Genomic DNA, 18,206 nt, shown 5'->3' with positions numbered 1-18,206 from the left:
TCAGACCTCGAAGGGCTGGACGACGATGAAGTTCCCCGGTGCGCCGCGGAACTGCAGGCTGTACGACTCGGCGGCGTGGCCGGCGTACGCGGAGCGGCGGATGCGGACCGGGGCGGTGGTGATCACCTGGGCGCCCCTGGTCCAGGCGACCAGGGCGTGGGCGTCGGCGTGGGTCTCGGGCGCCGGGGTGACGGGCAGCACCACGGGGGTGCCGTTCGTCTTGATGACGACGGTGCCGTGGCCGCCGAACATCAGGGTGTGGAGGCCGCCGTTCGGCAGTCCCTCGCCCTCGATCCGGCGCACCTCGTGCTCGATGCCGGCGTCGAAGGCCAGCACCCGGTCGGCACTGACGCAGAGCGCGTCGCCCTCCAGCCGCACCACGTGCAGCTGGGACGCCTCGTCGGCGAGGAAGACCTGGCCCTCGCCGCTGACCCGCATGAGCCTGAGCTGCTGGCCGGTGAGGTTGGCGGTGAGCCTGCGCAGCATGCCGGAGCTCTCGTGGGCGAAGTCCGCCTTGCCCTGGTAGGCGACCATGCTGCCGTGCAGGGCGAGGACGTCCCGGCCCTGGGTGACGGTCACCCGGACCAGGTTCGGGTTCTGCTGCACCCAGCCGGACTGCTCGGGGACCTCGGCGTACTTGACCAGCGACACCTTGACGCCCGGCTGCTGCGCGGGGGCTGGGGCGGGGGCGTGCGGCGGCACGGGGGACCCCGCCGGGACGCCGGCCGGCGTGCCCGCCGGAGCGGGTGCGGGGGCCGGCGCGGGCACGGAGGCCCGGGCGGGCCCCGCAGGGTCGGCCTGGGCGGGAACGGTCGGGGCGGGAACGGTCGGGGCGGGGGCCTGGGGCGCGTCGTCCTCCAGCACCTCGCCGCCGAAGTTCTCCAGCAGGGCGCGGAGCCCGCCGTCGAAGCCCTGCCCGACCGCGGCGAACCGCCACTCGCCGCCCTTGCGGTAGACGTCGGCGAGCATCACGGCGCGCTCGGTGCTGAACTCGGCCCCGGTGAAGGAGTACCGGCCGACCTCCTCGCCGCCGGCGACGATGCGCACGCAGCCGGCGGAGACCTGGGACATCCGCCCGTCGCCGTCGACGGTCGCGGTGAGGCTCAGCTTGTGGACCGCCTCCGGCACCTGGTCCAGCAGCAGGCGGAACGACTCGGTGTCACCGGACTGGGCTCCGAGGAGCCGGACCGACCCCTCGGGCGAGGCGGGCTGGTTGAAGAAGACGAAGTAGCGGTCGTCGCTCAGCCGCTCGGCGGCGTCGAGGCCGAAGCAGCTGATGTCGAAGCTCAGTCCGGGGGCGGAGATCTGCACGCCGATGTAGAGGTCGGTGCCCGGGGTGAGGTCGCCGATGCGGACCCTGGCTGCCTTGACGAGTTCCCTGGTCATGGCTGGCGGTGCTTCCCCTCCCTGCGGTCCGGCACGGATCCGGCGACCCTAGCACCGCCCCGTCGGGCGGTGTGAGGCTGCGGCCCGGTCCGGTCAGACGCACTCCTCGTGCGGGACGGCGGCCGGCTCCCCCGCGCCGGGGGCGGCGGGACCGGTCCCGGCGCCGCCTCCCGGCGGGTGCGGGAGCCGTGCGGCGGCGACCACCCCCTCCAGGTAGCCGCGGGCCCGCTCGGTGCGCGGGTACGCCTCCAGCAGGGCCCAGAAGCGGGGGCCGTGGTCGGACACCAGCAGGTGGGCCAGCTCGTGCAGCAGGACGTAGTCGACGACGTACTCGGGCATGCCCTGCAGCCGGTGGGAGAGCCGGATGGACCGCTCGGCCGGGGTGCACGACCCCCAGCGGGTGTTCTGGTTGGTGACCCAGCGGACCCGGGCGGGCACGGCCCGCCCGCCGAGGTACCGGTCGGACAGCTCGCGGGCGCGGGCGGCCAGGGCCTCGTCGCCGAGGGTGCGGCGGCTCTCCTGGGCGGCGAGCTTGTCCAGCATCAGGGCGACCCAGCGCTTCTCCTCGGCCGCGGACATCCGGGCCGGGATGAGCACGACCGTCCGGTCGCCCTCGCGGTAGGCGGAGACGGTGCGACGGCGGCGGGCGCTGCGGCGCACCTCGACGTCCCGCCCGTCGGCCTCGCGCCGGGCCGTGCCCTGCGCGCCGGGGTCGGAGGGCCGCGCCGGTCCGTCGGGGGCAGGCCGACGCGGCACCGCGGAAGAGAGGTCCCTTTCGGCTGCCACGGCGACGACGTTACCCGGTGGGTATGACAGAAGTCCCCCGCCCCGGCCGGATTCCGTGCCGGAGGCGGGCGGAGGTTGTCCACAGGGTGTCCCCCGGCTGCGCGAAGACGATCGGATGATCTCCGGGGCCTGTGGACGACCGGCTTCCGCTCCGGACCGCCCCCGCAGCATGCTGCGGGGGTGGCCGAAAGGAGGGGCGGATGTCCCGACCCGTGACCGAGACCCTGACCGAGCGCGTGCGCAGGCCCGTGACCGCGGCCGGACCCGCAGCCGGACCTGCGGCAGAGCCCGCCGCCGGACCTGCGGCCGGGCCCCTGGCCGGACGCGCGGCCGAGCCCGTGGCCGGACGCGCGGCCGAGCCCGCGGCCAGGCCCGCGCTCAAGGGGGCGCTGCCCCGCGTCTGGCGGGACCGCGACGTACTGCAGTTCGGAGCCGTGGCCGAGCGGGCGGTCGTGCTCGACGGCGTCGGGCCGGCCGTGAGCGCCTTCCTGGACCTGGTCGACGGCAGCAGGGGGACCGAGGAGCTGGCTGCGGAGGGCGAGCGGCTGGGCGTCGGCGCGGGGCCGGCCCGGGAGTTCCTGGCGTCGCTGGCCGGCGCGGGCCTGCTGGACGACGCGGGGGCGCAGCAGCCCCTCACCCCGCTGCCCGCCGCGCAGCGCGGCCGGCTCGCCCCGGACATGGCCTCCCTCTCCCTGGTGCACCCGGAGCCCGGGGCGGCGCCCGCGCTGCTGGCCGCCCGGAGCCGGGCCTTCGTGCAGGTGCGGGGCGCGGGCCGGGTGGGCGCCGCCGCGGCGGCGCTGCTGGCGGCCGCGGGCGTCGGCAGGGTCGACGTGGTGGACGGCGGGCGGGTGTCCGCCGGCGACTGCTCTCCTGCGGGGGTGCCGCCGGAGGACGTCGGCCGGCTGCGCACCACCGCGGCCCGGGAGGCGCTGCACCGCGCGGTGGGGCGGGGCGTCCGGGCGGCGCCCTCGGACGGCTCGCGGCCGGACCTGGTGGTGCTGGCGCCCCGCGACTGCGCCGCCGGACTCGCGACGGACCCGGTGCAGGGCCGTGAGCTGATGCGGGCGGGGGTCCCCCACCTGTGGACGGGCGTGACGGAGCACCTGGGCCTGGTGGGGCCGCTGGTGCTGCCGGGGGCGTCCGCGTGCGCCGGGTGCGCCGCCCTGCACCGGGGCGACCGGGACCCCGCCTGGGCCCGGCTGGTGGCCCAGCTCTGCTCGGACGGTCCCGCCCGGGCCCGCACGCCGGCCTGCGACACCGCCCTGGCGGCCGCCGTCGCCGGGCTCGCGGCGCTGCACGTGCTGATGCTGCTGGACGGACTGCGGCCGCCCAGCGTGGACGGGGTGATGGAGCTGTCGGCGGCGGACGGCATGGCGCGGCGCCTGCGGACGGACCTCCATCCCGCGTGCGGGTGCTCGTGGTACGGCGGTTAGCGGCGGGCGGGGGCGGGCTGCGCGGCGGGCCGGGGAGGACGGCGCGGCGGGCGGGGTCGGGCGGGGACCCGGGGGGCAGCGGGCACAATGGCGGGGGGACCGCCCCCCGCGACCGCGTGGGAGCAGGGCGGACGTGTGCCAGGGAGGCCAGTGTGAGCGATCTTCCACGCAAGGCAGTGACCCGGACCGCGAAGCTCGCGGCACTGCCGCTGGGGATAGCGGGTCGCGCCACGCTAGGCCTGGGGAAGCGGATCGGCGGCCGGCCCGCCGACGTCGTCGCTGCCGAGCTCCAGCAGCGCACCGCCGAGCAACTCTTCAAGGTGCTGGGCGAGCTCAAGGGCGGCGCGATGAAGTTCGGGCAGGTGCTGTCGGTGTTCGAGGCGGCCCTGCCGGAGGAGGTGGCGGGCCCCTACCGGGCGGCGCTGACCAGACTGCAGGACGCGGCCCCGCCGATGCCCTCGGCCACCGTGCACGCGGTGCTGGCGGAGCGGCTGGGACCGGGCTGGCGCGACGACTTCCTGGAGTTCGACGACCGCCCCGCGGCGGCCGCATCGATCGGCCAGGTGCACCGGGGCGTGTGGCGGGACGGCCGGCAGGTGGCCGTGAAGGTGCAGTACCCGGGGGCCGGGGAGGCGCTGCTCGCCGACCTCAACCAGCTGGCCCGGGTGGCGCGGCTGGTCGGACCGCTGGTCCCGGGGCTGGACATCAAGCCCCTGATCACGGCGCTGCGCGAGCGGGTGGCGGAGGAGCTGGACTACGCCTTGGAGGCGGAGGCGCAGCGGGCGCACGCGCGGGAGTTCGCCGACGACCCGGACATACTGGTGCCGGACGTGGTCTCCCAGGCGGACCAGGTGCTGGTGACGGAGTGGATGGACGGCGTGCCGCTGGCGGAGGTCATCGCCCGCGGCAGCCAGGAGGAGCGCGACCGGGCAGGGGAGCTGCTGGTGCGGTTCCTGTTCGCCGGGCCGGCCCGCACCGGGCTCCTGCACGCCGACACCCACCCCGGCAACTTCCGGCTGGTGAAGGGCGACGGCCCGGCCGGGACCTGGCGGCTGGGCGTCATGGACTTCGGCACGGTGGACCGGCTGCCCGACGGGCTGCCCCTGCCCATCGGCACGGCGCTGCGGCTGGCGCTGGCCGACGAGGCGGGCGCGGTGCTGGAGATGCTGCGCCGGGAGGGCTTCGTCCGGCCGACGATCGAGCTCGACCCGGAGGCCGTGCTGGACTACCTGCGGCCGATGATCGAGCCGGCCGCCACGGACCGCTTCACCTTCACCCGGAGCTGGATGCGGACCCAGGCGGCGCGGATCGCGGACCCGCGCTCGCCGGCGTACGACCTCGGCAAGCAGCTCAACCTGCCGCCGTCGTACCTGCTGATCCACCGGGTGACGCTGTCCACGGTCGGCGTCCTGTGCCAGCTGGGTGCGGAGGCTCCGTTCCGGGAGGAGCTGATGGAGTGGCTGCCCGGTTTCGCCGGGGACGAGGGCCTGGGCTGAGCCCGGACGCCGTGCGGCCCGCCAGGCGGCTGGGGTGCCTGGCGGGCCGTGGTGCGGTGCGGTGCATGTCGGTCGTGCGGTGCAGTGCGGTGGAGTGCGGTGCGGTGGCGCGGTGCGGTGCACGTCGATCGTGCGGTCCGCCGGATGCGCCCCCTCGGCCTCCTACTGCATGAGGGCGACGGCGAGGGCCCGGCGGGCGCGCAGGCCGGCGCGCTCGGCACGCCGCTTCATCCGGCGGGCGTCGACGAACTGCCGGACGAGGCGTTCGTGCTCCGCCTCCCGGTGCATGTGTTGCATATGGGCACGGGCCATGGCTTCGTGCATGAGATGCATGTCTCGGGTCCTGTTCTGGAGTGTCAGTTCGGAGGTCTGCTCGGGGCGGACGGCGGGGTCGGCGATCGGGGTCATCGTGGGGTCCTGCTCGCGGTACGGGGAGTCGGGGAGTTGGGGATCGGCCTTGGCGGCGGCGATGCGGACGGAGATCCGCAGGACGTCGGCGGGGCTGACGTCGGCCGGGCGGACGGCGGTGGCGGTCACGCGGCGACCTCGGTCTTGCGCGGACGGCCCCGCGGCCGCTTGCGGGCCACGACCACACCCTGGACGAAGAGCTCCCCGCCCCAGACGCCCCAGGGCTCACGGCGCTCCAGCGCGCCCTGGAGGCAGGCCGCCTTCACCGGGCAGGTGGCGCAGAGGGTCTTCGCGTACTCCACGTCCGCCGGGGTCTCGGCGAAGAAGACCTCGGGGTCGTAGGAGCGGCAGGGGATCGTCTCACCGAGGGCGTCGGCCTCGGCGAGGGCGGTGATCTGCATCAGGGAAACCTCCGGGGGGCCGGCCTTGTCGGCCGGGGTGATCGGCTCTGTCGTCGGTACGGACGGGGGGTGCGGTGTGGTGACCGTGGACACGTGTGCGTCTTCCTCGTCTGGTGTTGTCGTGCCGGCCTTGTGGGCCGGTGGGGCGGTGGTACCGGACAAACAGAAGGGCCGCGGATCCCGGTGACGGGTTCCGCGGCCCTGGAGGCGCCGACCTGATGCTGGATCAGGTTCGCTCTCTCCAGGGTGCTCGGCCGCGGAAGGCCTTCGCCGAACGGGCGGCATCGGCCGCAAAATCGGCCGCTGCCTGGTGGATCCGGTAGTCCTGCTGGTTGTCGGCACCGAGGGTGTGGACGTGGCCGTACAGGTCGGCCGCTGCCACTGCCTTCGGTGCCTGGACCGGTCGCTCGCTGCGCTCCACGACGACGGGGGTCCAGCCACGGGTGAGACCGGTGGCGGCAGGCATGCCCGCACCGGACAGACCGGTGCCGTACATGCCGGTGCCGGACAGTCCGGTCCCGCCGAGAGCGGGAACGCCTGCAGCCAGGACGACGCAGCCGCGCAGACGCGCGGCGGCGGAGACGCCCTTGGCGGCGAGGACGGTCTCGCCCGTCAGTTTGATCGTCGTGATCGTCTTCGTGGTCTCCACGGTCTCCGCCTCCTCTCGGCGTCTCACGGGCTCCGGTCCCCCGGCTCCCGACTGGCTGGCATGGTCGGTCGTGCGTGTGGTGCGCGTTGTGCGTGTGCAGGCGTGAGAGGCGGGTTCCGCATGGTGTGCGGCTACGCCCCCCGGCTGCCTCGGCAGGCTATTGCGCCCGGGTCGGGACGCGCAAACTATTTTTCGGGCGAGTCCTCGGGAAGGTCGCCGGCGCCGTCCCCCGGGGCCTCCGGGGGGTCGTCCGGCAGCCGTCCGTCCGGGGCGCCGCCCGGCTCCTCCCCCGCGCAGAGCGCCAGCACGTCGGCGCCGTACTTCTCCAGCTTGGAGGGGCCCACCCCCGGGATCCCGGCGAGCGCGCGCTCGCTGCCCGGGGGGTCCTCCGCGATGGCCGTCAGGGTGGCGTCGGTGAAGACCACGTAGGCGGGGACCCCCTGGCTGCGGGCCTGCACGCTGCGCCACTCCCGCAGCCGCTCGAAGAGCGCCTCGTCCATCGAGGAGGGGCAGTCCTCGCAGCGGCGCAGCTTGCGCTCCACCGCCTCGGTCAGCGTCCGGCCGCAGACCCGGCACTTCACCGGCCCGCGGTTGCGGCGCGCGGCGCGCTCGCCGGCCTCCGCGCCCCCCGGGCCGCCCCGGCCGCCGCGCCCGCCGGCGCGGGAACCGGACCCGGGCCGCAGGCCGTCCAGGAAGCGGGTGGGGATGCGGCCGGCCCGGCCGCCCGGGGAGCGGGCGAGGGCCCAGGAGAGGGAGAGGTGTTCGCGGGCCCGGGTGACGCCGACGTAGAGGAGCCGCCGCTCCTCCTCGATCTGCTCGTCGGTCTTGGCGTAGGTGATCGGCATCATGCCCTCGGTGAGGCCGACGAGGAAGACGGCGTCCCACTCCAGGCCCTTGGCGGCGTGCAGCGAGGCGAGGGTGACGCCCTCCACGGCGGGCGCGTGCTGGGCGTTGGCCCGGGCGTCGAGCTCCGCGACGTACGCGCCCAGGTCCGCGGGCAGCCCCGCGCCGCGCTGCGCCGCCTCGAACTCCTCCGCCAGCCGCACCAGGGCGGCCAGCGACTCCCAGCGCTCGCGGACCGCGCCCGAGCCGCCCGGCGGCTCGGGGGTGAACCCGCGGGTGGCCAGGACCGCGCGCACCTGGGCGGCGAGGTCCGGCCCGTCCACCGCGAGGGTGTCGGCACCGGCCCGGGCGGCGCCGCGCAGCAGCATGCCCGCCTCGCGGATCTCGGGCCGCTCGAAGAACCGCTCGGCCCCCTTGAGCTGGTAGGGCAGGCCGAGGTCGGCCAGCGCCTGCTCGTAGACCTCCGACTGGCCGTTGGTGCGGAAGAGCACCGCGATCTCGCTGGCCCGCACGCCGCGCGCCAGCAGCTCCCGGATGCGGTGCGCGGTGCCCTCGGCCTCCGCGGGCTCGTCGGCGTACTCGGCGTAGACCGGCTCGGGCCCGGCGTCGCGCTGGGACACGAGCTCCAGCCGGTGGCGGGCCGCCTCGCCGCGGGCCTGGGCGAGGAGGCCGTTGGCGAGGTGGACGACCTGGGGGGTGGACCGGTAGTCGCGCACCAGCTTCACCACGGTGGCGTCCGGGTGCCGGGTGCGGAAGCCCAGGAGGTAGTCGGGGGTGGCGCCGGTGAAGGAGTAGATGGTCTGGCTGGCGTCGCCGACCACGCAGAGGCTGGAGCCGGGGCCGACCCACTGGTCGAGCAGCCGCTGCTGGAGCGGGGAGACGTCCTGGTACTCGTCCACGGTGAAGTGCTGGTACTGGGCCCTGACCTGCTCGGCGATCTCCGGCCGGTCCTCCAGGACGGCGGCGGTGAGCAGCAGCACGTCCTCGAAGTCGATGACGCCGCGGTCGCGCTTGAGCTGCTCGTAGAGGCCGTACACCCGGGAGACCTCGGCCGGGTCGCGGGGCGCGTCGCGGCCCGCCTTGGCGACGGCGGCCGCGTAGTCCTCCGGGACGATCTGGGTGACCTTGCACCACTCGATCTCGCCGGTGAGGTCGCGCAGCTCGGTGCGCTGCACCCGCAGCCCGCAGCGGCCGGCGGCCTCGGCGACGAGCTGGACCTTGCGCTCCATGAGCCGGGGCACCTCGCCGCCCACGGCGCGCGGCCAGAAGTACTGGAGCTGGCGCAGCGCCGCGGAGTGGAAGGTGCGGGCCTGCACGCCGTCGGCGCCCAGCTGGCGCAGGCGGCCGCGCATCTCGCCGGCGGCGCGGGCGGTGAAGGTGACGGCGAGCACCTGCTGCGGCCGGTAGACGCCGCTGCGCACGCCGTAGGCGATGCGGTGGGTGATGGCGCGGGTCTTGCCGGTGCCCGCGCCCGCGAGCACGCAGACGGGCCCGTGCAGCGCCGTGGCGACCGCGCGCTGCTCGGGGTCGAGGCCGGCGAGGACCGCGTCGGCGTCGGCCGGGGCGCCGGGGGCGGCGCCGTGCGGTGCGCGGGAGTCGTCCGGGACCGGGAGCTGTGCCTGCATGGCCCCATCCTCTCAAGTCCGGCGGACAGCCCGCTCCGGGTTGTCCACAGGCGCGGTGTGTTCGTACGACCGGAACCCGTGCGGCGGGCGGCGGGCGGCGGGTGCGGGGGCGACCGGAGGGGGGCGCCCGCGGGGCGGGCGGAATGTTCCGGGCGGGCGGGTCGTTGCACCCGCCGGCAGCGCGCTCCCGAGTGCGCCGCGCACACCCCACGAGCGAAGGAGTCCACCGCGATGTCCGTCACCATGTACAGCACCACCTGGTGCGGCTACTGCCGCCGACTCAAGGGCCAGATGGACCGCGAGGGCATCGCGTACACCGAGGTCAACATCGAGCAGGACCCGGCGTCGGCCCAGTTCGTGGAGTCCGTCAACAACGGCAACCAGACCGTGCCGACCGTGCTCTTCGCGGACGGCACCGCGCTGACCAACCCCTCGCTGGCCCAGGTGAAGGCCAAGCTGGGCGTCTGACCCCGCACGCCCGGGCCGCCGGCCCGCGACCGTCCACCGGTCGCGGGCCGGCGGCTTTCGCACGGCCGCACACGCCCGCACGCCCACGGGCGCACCCGGACCGGACCGGACCGGCCGACGGGCGCACCCCCGCGGCGGGCGGCCCTCAGCGCTGCGCGGAGGCCCGGACCGGACGGGCGTCCCGGGCGGCGAGGTCGCCGAGGCCGTACCGCAGCCGGCTGCGGTCGGCCGAGTAGCGGGTCTCGATCACCCGCACCGGTCCGCGCACGTCGTAGGTCGCCCGGGTCTGCACCATGAGCGGCACGCCCGGCCCGGCCTGGAACCACTGCGACTCCTCCGGCCCCGGCATCCGGGCGGTGACGTGGTCCACGGCGCCGATCTCGGTGCGGCCGATGCCGGCGAGCACCTTCTCGTCCCCGCCGTCGACCGGGTCGGGGTCCATCAGCGGGGTGCCCGCGGCGAGCCCGGCCGGGAAGTGGCTCTCCTCGATGGACCACGGCTCGCTGTCCATGAAGCGGAGCACGCGGCGGAGGACGACGGCCTCGCCGGGCCGCAGCCCGAGCCGGTCGGCGATGTCGGTGCGGGCCCGTACGATCAGCATCTCGAAGTCCGCCGTCAACATGCGGCCCGCGGCCCGCGCCTCTTCCGTGTACACCTCGGAGGGCGCCGCCAGGATGTCACGGGGCTGCGGTTCGGACGGGGAGCGGTATGCGTGGTGGTCCAGGACCGAGTGGTCCTTCAGGAATGTGCCCTTGCCCTGCACGCGGATGAGCAGACCCTCGTTGACCAGCACGTCCACGGCCAGCCGGACGGTGTTGCGGGCGACTCCGTACTGCGTCTCGAGATCGGCCTCGACGGGCAGCGCCGCCCCGCCCTGCCACTCGCCGGCGGCGATCCGGCGGCGCAGGTCCGCGGCGAGGCGCTGGTATTTGGGCGCTTGTCCTGGGCCTCGGGAGATGTTCACCCGATGAATGTAGCGATTCCGGTTGCACCCATTCCAGGAAATCAGCCAACATAAGTCAAGACTGGAACCATTAGATTGATTCCAATGACTTGCCATCGGGGGCGGAATTCATGCCCGTACACATCAACGCGCACGGAGCCGGAAGGCAACGGGCCTGCCTTGGAGCAGCCATGAACGATCGGGGTGCATGGGCCACGACGGCCACTTTCCCGCCCCACCCACGGAACGTCGCCCGCAGCAGGCTGCTGACCAGGACCGCCCTGGCCGCCTGGGGCGCGCAGCAGCTGTCCGACAGCGCCGAGATGGTGGTCTCCGAGCTGGTCACCAACGCCGTGCGCTACGGCTGCGGCCCGGTGTCGCTGGCCCTGGTCCTCACCGCGGAGGCGCTGCAGATCTCGGTGTCGGACGGCGGCCCGGCGCTGCCCGCGCCCAGGGACGCCCGTGCCGACGAGCCGGGCGGCCGGGGCCTGCAGATCGTGGAGACCCTCTGCGACGGCTGGCAGGTGACCTCCCGGCTGACGGGCAAGACCGTCACCTGCTGGCTCGGCGGCGACCGCGCCGCCGAGCCGCGCCCCGGACCGGCCGGACGGCACCGGCGGCCGTAGCCGTCCGGGGCCCGCGGGAGCGGACGCGGCCGGACCGGGCCGCCCCGCAGGACGCCGGGTGCACCCGATCGGGTGCACCCGGCGCTGGGGGCGTGCGCCCGGCGCCGGGGGCGCGGAACCGGCGCCCGGGGTGCACGCGGGGCGTGGAGCGTGCCGAGTGCGGGACGGGCCAGTGCGGGACGGGCCGGCGCGGGACGGCCGCCGGCCCCGGTGCCCGGGACACCGGCGTCCCGGGCGCCGCGCGCCGGTCCGCCGGTGCCCGGAGCACCGCTACCAGCGCACCGCTACCAGCGCGCCGCCGCCGGGATCGGCTCGCCGTACCAGCGCTCGATCAGGTGCCGTGCGATCGAGATACCGGACGGCGGCAGCATCTCGCCGGACTCCCACCCCGCCCGCAGCTCCTCCCGGCTGACCCACCGGGCCTCGGAGAGCTCCTCGCCGTCCACGGTGATCGCGGTGCCGTCGGGGTGCGCCCGGGCGGTGAAGCCGAGCATCAGGCTGGACGGGAACGGCCACGGCTGGCTGGCGACGTACTCGACCTCCGCCACCCGCACGCCCGCCTCCTCGGCGACCTCCCGCACCACGGCCTGCTCCAGCGACTCCCCCGGCTCGACGAAGCCGGCCAGCGTCGACCAGCGCCCCTCGGGCCAGAGCGTCTGGCGCCCCAGCAGGCAGCGGTCCTGGTCGTCGGTGACCAGCATGATCACCGCGGGGTCGGTGCGCGGGTAGTGCTCGGCCGCGCAGGAGGTGCAGCGGCGGACGTGCCCCGCGCCCGCCTTGCGGGTCGGGTGCCCGCACCGCGAGCAGAAGGAGTGCAGCCGGTGCCAGTTCTCCAGCGCCACCGCGTGGACCAGCAGCCCCGCGTCGCGGTCGGAGAGCAGGCCGCCCACCTCGCGCAGGCCCGCCGGCCGGGCGTCGCCGTCCAGCCGGCCGGGCAGCGACTCGCCCGCCAGGGAGAAGTACGAGACCCCGTCCTCGTCGGTGCCGAGGAAGTAGCGGTCGCCCTCGTCCGGCGCCTCGAAGGAGGGGACCAGGACCAGTTCGGTGCCGCGCTCGGTGTCGACGACGAACGCCTCGCCGCCCGAGATCGGCAGCACCCGGGTGCTGGGGTGGCTCCAGGCGGCGGCGAGCCAGGGCTCGTCGAAGCGGCGGTGCGCGGCCCGGTCCACGCCGGCCCGGGAGAGGGCGAGCGCGAGGGGGGCCGGTACCGCCTGCTCCCCGGGGCCGGGCGCCGCGGTGCTCATCGGGCGTCCTCCCCCGGGGTCCAGGTCTCGGCCAGGTCGCCCCAGAGGTAGGCGGAGGTCTCCACGCCCTTGAGGAGCAGGTCCAGCTCGACCTTCTCGTTCACCGAGTGCCAGCCGTCGGACGGCACCGAGATGCCGAGGAAGAGGACGGGGGCGCCGAGGACGTCCTGCAGGTCGGCGGCGGGTCCGGAGCCGCCCTCGCGGGTGAACCTGACCTCCTTGCCGAAGGACCGGCCCATCGACCGCACCACGGACTGCAGGGCGGGGTGGTCCAGCGGGGTGAGGCAGGGGCGGGTCGCGCCGGGGAAGGTGATCTCGTGCCGGATGCCGTCGGGCAGCTGCGCGGCGGCCCAGGCGCGGACCGCCTCGCGGACCTTCTCCACCTCCTGCCCGGCCACCAGCCGGAAGGAGAGCTTGAGGTGCGCGGAGGACGGGACGATGGTCTTGCCGCCGGGGCCGGTGTACCCGCCCCAGATGCCGTTGACCTCGGCCGTCGGCCGGGCCCAGATGCGCTCCAGGGTGGTGTACCCGGCCTCGCCGAGCACGCCGTGGGAGCGGGCCGTGCCCAGCCACCGCTCCTCGTCGAAGGGCAGCTCGGCGAAGAGCTCGCGCTCCCGGTCGGTCAGCTCCACCACGCCGTCGTAGAAGCCGGGGACGGCCACCCGCCGGTCGGCGTCGTGCAGGGCGGCGGCCAGCCGGGCGGCCTCGGTGGCCGGGTTGGGCACGGCGCCGCCGAAGGACCCGGAGTGGATGTCCTGGTCCGGCCCGTACAGGTCGACCTGGCAGTCCGCGAGGCCGCGCATGCCGGTGCAGACGGTGGGGGTGTCCTCGGCCCACATCCCGGTGTCGGAGACGATCACCGCGTCGCAGGCCAGCCGGTCGGCGCGGCAGCGCACCAGGTCGGCGAAGTTCGGGGAGCCGGACTCCTCCTCGCCCTCGATCAGCAGCTTGAGGTTGACCGCGGGGGCGGTGCGGCCGGTCGCGGCCAGGTGGGCGCGCACGCCCAGGGTGTGGAAGAAGACCTGGCCCTTGTCGTCGGCGGCGCCGCGGGCGTACATCCGGCCGTCGGCGACGACCGGCTCGAACGGGTCGGTGGCCCAGCCGTCCTCGCGGGCGGCGGGCTGGACGTCGTGGTGGCCGTAGACCAGCACGGTCGGGGCGTCCGGGTCCCCGGAGGGCCACTCCGCGTACACCGCCGGCAGGCCCCCGCCCGCGGCGCCCGGCTCCTCGGCCCCGGCGCCGGTCTCCCAGACCTCCGCGACCGGGAAGCCGGTCGCGCGCAGCCGCTCCGCCAGCCACTCGGCGGACCGGCGCACCTCGCCGGCCCGGGCGGGGTCGGCGGAGACCGAGGGGATGCGCAGCCAGGCGGCGAGGTCGTCGAGGAAGGCGGCGCGGTGCTGGTCGATGTGGGCGCGGACGGCGCTGTCCGGGGTTTTCGTCATGGAGACGACTTTAGTTCGCCCGGGGCGGGGCGTGCCGCCGGCCGCCGGCCCGCGGGGGCCGGCCCCGGACGTGTGATGCGTCACGCCCGGGGCCGGCGGCGGTGCGGCGGTGCTCAGCCGGCGCGCCTGACCAGGGCGATCCGGGAGCGGGAGAGCAGCGCGGCGAGCAGGGCCGCGACGGCGGGCAGGACGGCCACCGTGGCGGCCAGCTGCCACCAGGGGAAGACGATCGAGACCGTGTCCAGGGAGCCCATCGTCGCCTGCTCCACCTCGCGCAGCGCCACGGCGGGCACCACGCCGCAGACCGTCCCCAGCAGCGCGCCCATCGCGGCGACCACCCCGCACTGGAGGCCGGAGAGGCTCCGGCGGATGCGGGGGGCGGCGCCGACGGCGGCCAGGGTCGCCAGGTCCTGCTGGGAGTCGGCCGCGGCGAGGCCGGTGGCGATGCCGGCGGCGCCCAGGGCGACCAGCGCCGCGAAGAGCGTCAGGCCGAGGGTGGTGAGGGTGCCGCTGGAGCGGTACCCCCGCTCGACGTCGAGCGAGGCGTCGGGCGTGATCGGCGCCACCGCGGCGTAGGCCCGCTGCACGTCCGCCTCCGAGGGGGCGGCGGCAGGCTGCCACACGGAGCCCGCCTCGGTGAGGCGCAGACCGGCCCGGCGTGCGGCGGCGGGCGGGAGCATGGCCTCGGCCGTGTACGCGGACGGGGTCCGCACGATCGCCGGGAGCCGCACGTCGCGCTCCTTGGGCGGCGCCTCCTGCCCGTCGGCCGGGGCCGGGGCGGACTCGGTGGTGATGTGGAGGGTGACGTGGCCGTCCTTGACGTAGCGGGCGTCGAAGACGACGGCGCTGCCGGCGGCGAGCGCCCGCTCCGCGGCGGGGTCGTGGACGCCGAAGAGGGTGCGGAGCACCGCCGCGTCCCCGACGGGGACGCCCTCGAAGCGGCTGGCCCAGGAGGAGCGGTCCGGCCGGCAGCGCGGGTCGTCGCGCTGGAGGCGGGCGGACTCGGCCTCCGAGAACCGCCCCGGCCCGTGCAGCGGGCACTCGCGCTCGGGCGGCAGGGCGAGGGAGGGGGCGATGCAGCCACCCGTGGGCGGGCAGTCCGCGGGGAAGGCGCCGTACACGTCGGCGCGCGGTCCGAGGCCGGCGACGGCCCGCTCCACGGCGGCGCGGGCCCGGTGCAGGGCCGCCCCGTGGTCGGCACGGGCGGGGATGCCGGTGAGGGTGAGCGCCCCGGCCGGGGCGGAGGCCTCGTAGTGGCGGCGGGCGTCCGCGTCCTGGCTGGTGGTGTAGACGCCGACCGCGACGGAGCCGGCCACGGCGGCCATCACCGCGGCGACGGCGGGGGCGGTGCGTCCGCGGTGGCGGACCGCGTCGCGCAGGGCGAGGCGGGGCGTGAGCGGCAGGTGGCGGCCCAGCCTGCCGAAGAGGCCGACGAGGAAGGGGGTGCAGGCGACCATGCCCAGTTCGGCCAGGGCGGAGCCGCCGACCACGGCGGGGGCGCCCCGTCCCGCGGCGGCGCCGAGGACGGCGAGGGCGGAGCCGCCGGCCACGGCGAGGAGCCCCACGGCCGCGAGCCGCCGGGACGGGGGCTTGACGGTGCCGCGTCCGGTGAGCGCCGCGACGACGTCCTGCCGGGACGCCTGGACGGCGGGGACGACCGCCGCGAGCACGCCGGTGGCCAGGCCGAGGGCGGCGACGGCGAGGAGGTCGAGCGGGTGCAGGTCGACGTGGCCGAAGCGCTGCCCGGCGGTCTCCTCCAGCCAGGGGCGGGCGGCGGCCACGGCCGCGACGGCCAGGGCCGTGCCCGCGACCGCGCCCGCGGCGCCCAGCACCACGCCGCCGCCGAGGACGACGCCGCGGACGTGGGAGCGGTCGCCGCCGCCCGCGGCCAGCAGGCCGAGCTGGCGGCGGGAGCGGCGGGCGCCGACGGCGAAGGCGGGCCCGGCGAGCAGGACGACCTCCAGCAGGGCCATGCCGGCGACGGTGACGGCGGAGGCCAGCGTGACGGGGTCGGTCCCCTCCTCGTGCTGCCGCACCAGGCGGTGGTAGGGCACCGCGGAGCGCGGCGGCGGGTTCAGGACGGCCTGCCGGGAGGTGACCTGGAAGCCGTACCGGTTGGCCTCCACGACCTTCTCCCAGGGGAACCCGGCGCCGCCGGGGACCTTGACCAGCCAGCTGCCCGCGTCGGACAGGGCGCCCCCCTGCGGGCCGCCGTCGGCCCGGGCGAGCGGGGCGGCCAGGGCGCCGGGACGGCCGATCAGCTCGGAGTCACCGAGCGCGCCGGGGTACTCCACGGCGGCGGTGATCGTCAGGGGGCGGGGGAGGCCGCGGACGGTGGTGGTGTCGCCCAGGTGCAGTCCGGAGTCGTCCAGGAACCTGCGGGTGGCGGCGACCTCCCCGGGGGCGGCGGGGACGCGGCCGCCGACCACGTTCACGATGCCGTGCCAGACCGGGTCCGCCAGGTCCATCTCGGCGGTGCCGACGCGGGCCAGGCCGTGGGCGGTGGAGGCGACGGCCTGGGGGCCGCCGAGCTTCGGGACGAGGGTGCTGCCGGCCGGGACCAGCCGCCGGACCAGCACGGCGGGGTCGGTGGCGGCGGACGTCCGCTCCTCCGGGGTGAGCCGGTGCTCCTTCGCGTCGAGGCCCACGGGGTAGGTGCCGTCCTGCGGGTCGGGCAGCTGCACCATCGCCTGGCCCTGCTGCCAGAGGATGATCTCGGCGTCGGCGGAGCCCATCTGACGGGTGATCCGCTCCGCCGGGTCGAGGCGACCGCTCTGGTAGACGATGTCGGCGCCGGCGACGCCCAGCACGGGCAGGGCGATCATGGCGGCGACCAGGGCGCTGCGGCCCTTGGCACGGAGGGCGTCGCGGCGGGCGATGCGCAGGGCGACCCGCCAGGCGGCGGGCCTCACCGGCCCACCGGGCCGCTGCCGTCGCGGGCCGCACCCGCGAGCAGGGACTCGGCCGGGGCCGCGCCGGCCTCGTCCACCACGCTGCCGTCGCGCAGGAAGACGACCCGGTCCGCCCAGGCGGCGTGGCGGGCCTCGTGGGTCACCATCATCGCGGCGGCGCCGGCGTCGCAGCGGGCCCGCAGCACGGCGAGCACCGCCTCGCCGGTGGTGGAGTCGAGGGCGCCGGTGGGCTCGTCGGCGAGGACGAGGCGGCGGTCGCCGATGAGGGCGCGGGCGATGGCCACGCGCTGCTGCTGGCCGCCGGACATCTCGTCGGGGAAGCGGTCGGCCAGGTCGGCCAGGCCGAGCTCCTCGAGGGCGGCCAGCGCCTCGCGGCGCGCGGCGCGGGCGGAGGCGCCGTCGAGCTCACGGGGCAGGGAGATGTTCTCCGCCGCCGTGAGCGCCGGTATCAGGTTGTAGTCCTGGAAGACGTAGCCGACGGCGCGGCGGCGCACCGCCGCCAGGCGCTTGCGGGAGAGGTCGCCGAGGGGCCGCCCCTCGACGAGGACCCGGCCCGAGGTGGGCGTGTCCAGGCCGCCGGCGAGGGTGAGCAGGGTGGACTTGCCGGATCCGGACGGGCCCATCACGGCCACCAGTTCGCCCGGATGCACCTCCAGGTCCACGCCGCGCAGGGCGTGGACCTCGGCGGCGCCGCGTCCGTGGACGCGCGAGACGTCCTCCAGCCTGAGGACCGGCGCTGCGGCGCCGGACCCGGTGTTGCCTGTCATGTTCCCCCCTGGGGGTCGTTCGCGGAATCGGGTGCGACGGCGTCAGGCCCGTCGGGGCCTGGTCCCCCGCCGTCGGAAGGAGCCGTGGGGCTCCGGTTCGGGCTCCGGCCCGGGCTCCGCCCGCGGGCCGGTCGCGGCGGGCGCGGCAGCGGCGGCGGGCCGGTGGCGGGCGAGCCGGCTCTCGCAGTGGTCGAGCCAGCGCACCTCCGCCTCCGTGCGGAAGATCATCTGGTCGAGGACCAGCAGCCAGGCGAGGTCCCCGTCGGAGTCGGCCGCGCCCTCGGCCATGGCCCGGGCCTTGAGCCGGGTGCAGTCCTGCAGGGCGCGGATGCTGTGCCGGCGCTGGGCCTGCACCACCTCGCGGACGTCCACGCCGGGGACGGTGACGGCCATGGCGAGCTTGATGGCCAGTTCGTCGCGGGGCGGGTCGTCCCGGCTCACGGGGGAGCCGAACCAGGAGCGCAGTTCGGCGCGTCCCTTCTCGGTGACGGCGTAGAAGACGTGGCCCTCGTCGTCCTCCCCGGAGGGCTCGACGAGTCCGTCGCGCTCCAGCCGGCCGAGGGTGGTGTAGACCTGGCCGACGTTCAGCGGCCAGGTCGCCCCGGTGCGGGCCTCGAACTCGCTGCGCAGCTGGTAGCCGTAGCGCGGCCCCTGGTCCAGGAGGGCGAGCAGCCCGTGACGGATTGACATACCGAGTATGTATACCCGGTATGCAGGGCGCGTTCAACCGCGGTCCGCGCGGGACCCGGCCGGGACCCGGCCGGGGCACGCCGGCGG

16 protein-coding genes are annotated in these 18,206 nt (G+C 76.4%); 4 read left to right on the top strand and 12 right to left on the bottom strand.

Annotation, left to right across the window (positions count from 1 at the left end; all coding sequences use genetic code 11):
* Both LO771_RS10570 and LO771_RS10565 read right to left on the bottom strand, forming a co-directional pair.
* Nucleotides 1-1,386 (bottom strand): TerD family protein, encoded by a 1,386-nt coding sequence (locus tag LO771_RS10570; protein ID WP_230650368.1) that lies wholly within the window; start codon nucleotides 1,384-1,386, stop codon nucleotides 1-3.
* A gap of 93 nt (nucleotides 1,387-1,479) precedes the next feature.
* Nucleotides 1,480-2,172 carry a M48 family metallopeptidase gene (locus tag LO771_RS10565; RefSeq protein WP_374228132.1) on the bottom strand — a complete coding sequence of 231 codons (693 nt, stop codon included), beginning with the start codon at nucleotides 2,170-2,172 and terminating at the stop codon, nucleotides 1,480-1,482.
* Nucleotides 2,173-2,372: 200 nt separating this feature from the next.
* On the opposite strand from LO771_RS10565, the gene LO771_RS10560 reads away from it, so the two are divergent.
* Together LO771_RS10560 and LO771_RS10555 are read left to right on the top strand one after the other, a co-directional pair.
* Nucleotides 2,373-3,605, top strand: a complete 1,233-nt coding sequence (locus tag LO771_RS10560; RefSeq protein ID WP_230650357.1) for a ThiF family adenylyltransferase — start codon at nucleotides 2,373-2,375, stop codon at nucleotides 3,603-3,605.
* 152 nt (nucleotides 3,606-3,757) lie between these two features.
* A complete protein-coding gene (locus tag LO771_RS10555) occupies nucleotides 3,758-5,101 on the top strand; it encodes an AarF/ABC1/UbiB kinase family protein (RefSeq protein ID WP_230650354.1) in 1,344 nt (447 codons plus the stop codon).
* Between the two features lie 162 nt (nucleotides 5,102-5,263).
* On the opposite strand, the gene LO771_RS10550 is transcribed toward LO771_RS10555, so the two are convergent.
* From LO771_RS10550 to LO771_RS10535, 4 genes are all read right to left on the bottom strand, one after another.
* Nucleotides 5,264-5,638, bottom strand: a complete 375-nt coding sequence (locus LO771_RS10550; RefSeq protein WP_230650352.1) for a hypothetical protein — start codon at nucleotides 5,636-5,638, stop codon at nucleotides 5,264-5,266.
* Nucleotides 5,635-6,003, bottom strand: a complete 369-nt coding sequence (locus LO771_RS10545; RefSeq protein WP_374228131.1) for a WhiB family transcriptional regulator — start codon at nucleotides 6,001-6,003, stop codon at nucleotides 5,635-5,637. Before LO771_RS10545 ends, LO771_RS10550 begins: the two co-directional genes overlap by 4 nt.
* Before the next feature lie 133 nt (nucleotides 6,004-6,136).
* Nucleotides 6,137-6,559 carry a hypothetical protein gene (locus LO771_RS10540; RefSeq protein WP_230650346.1) on the bottom strand — a complete coding sequence of 141 codons (423 nt, stop codon included), beginning with the start codon at nucleotides 6,557-6,559 and terminating at the stop codon, nucleotides 6,137-6,139.
* A 185-nt stretch (nucleotides 6,560-6,744) separates the two neighbouring features.
* Nucleotides 6,745-9,027: an ATP-dependent DNA helicase UvrD2 gene (locus LO771_RS10535; RefSeq protein ID WP_230650343.1), complete on the bottom strand. Its 2,283-nt coding sequence runs from the start codon at nucleotides 9,025-9,027 to the stop codon at nucleotides 6,745-6,747.
* A gap of 231 nt (nucleotides 9,028-9,258) precedes the next feature.
* On the opposite strand from LO771_RS10535, the gene LO771_RS10530 reads away from it, so the two are divergent.
* Nucleotides 9,259-9,495, top strand: coding sequence for a mycoredoxin (locus LO771_RS10530; RefSeq protein ID WP_230650340.1), 237 nt, complete (start codon nucleotides 9,259-9,261; stop codon nucleotides 9,493-9,495).
* A gap of 145 nt (nucleotides 9,496-9,640) precedes the next feature.
* Here LO771_RS10530 and LO771_RS10525 read toward each other — a convergent pair whose 3' ends face one another.
* Nucleotides 9,641-10,459: a GntR family transcriptional regulator gene (locus LO771_RS10525; RefSeq protein WP_230650338.1), complete on the bottom strand. Its 819-nt coding sequence runs from the start codon at nucleotides 10,457-10,459 to the stop codon at nucleotides 9,641-9,643.
* Nucleotides 10,460-10,629: 170 nt separating this feature from the next.
* Between LO771_RS10525 and LO771_RS10520 the strand changes: the two genes are divergently transcribed.
* Complete coding sequence (locus tag LO771_RS10520) at nucleotides 10,630-11,064, top strand: ATP-binding protein (RefSeq protein WP_230650336.1); 435 nt, start codon at nucleotides 10,630-10,632, stop codon at nucleotides 11,062-11,064.
* Between the two features lie 284 nt (nucleotides 11,065-11,348).
* Here the strand turns inward: LO771_RS10520 and nudC are convergent, their stop codons facing one another.
* The 5 genes from nudC to LO771_RS10495 all read right to left on the bottom strand — a co-directional run bounded on the left by nudC (nucleotide 11,349) and on the right by LO771_RS10495 (nucleotide 18,119).
* On the bottom strand, nucleotides 11,349-12,308 hold the full coding sequence (gene nudC, locus LO771_RS10515) for an NAD(+) diphosphatase (RefSeq protein WP_230650332.1): 960 nt from the start codon (nucleotides 12,306-12,308) through the stop codon (nucleotides 11,349-11,351).
* On the bottom strand, nucleotides 12,305-13,750 hold the full coding sequence (locus tag LO771_RS10510) for a M20/M25/M40 family metallo-hydrolase (RefSeq protein ID WP_230650328.1): 1,446 nt from the start codon (nucleotides 13,748-13,750) through the stop codon (nucleotides 12,305-12,307). Before LO771_RS10510 ends, nudC begins: the two co-directional genes overlap by 4 nt.
* Nucleotides 13,751-13,863: 113 nt before the next feature.
* Nucleotides 13,864-16,662, bottom strand: a complete 2,799-nt coding sequence (locus LO771_RS10505; RefSeq protein WP_230650325.1) for an FtsX-like permease family protein — start codon at nucleotides 16,660-16,662, stop codon at nucleotides 13,864-13,866.
* Complete coding sequence (locus LO771_RS10500) at nucleotides 16,659-17,429, bottom strand: ABC transporter ATP-binding protein (protein ID WP_230650322.1); 771 nt, start codon at nucleotides 17,427-17,429, stop codon at nucleotides 16,659-16,661. The genes LO771_RS10505 and LO771_RS10500 overlap by 4 nt, the downstream gene beginning before the upstream one ends.
* A 42-nt stretch (nucleotides 17,430-17,471) precedes the next feature.
* Entirely contained in the window at nucleotides 17,472-18,119 is a 648-nt protein-coding gene (locus LO771_RS10495; RefSeq protein ID WP_230650318.1) for a PadR family transcriptional regulator, read from the bottom strand.
* Nucleotides 18,120-18,206: the final 87 nt, after the last annotated feature.

The sequence above is a fragment of the Streptacidiphilus sp. ASG 303 genome, from assembly GCF_020991365.1.
In the GTDB taxonomy this organism is placed as follows: Bacteria; Actinomycetota; Actinomycetes; order Streptomycetales; family Streptomycetaceae; genus Peterkaempfera.
This window is presented reverse-complemented; position numbering and strand designations above follow the sequence as displayed.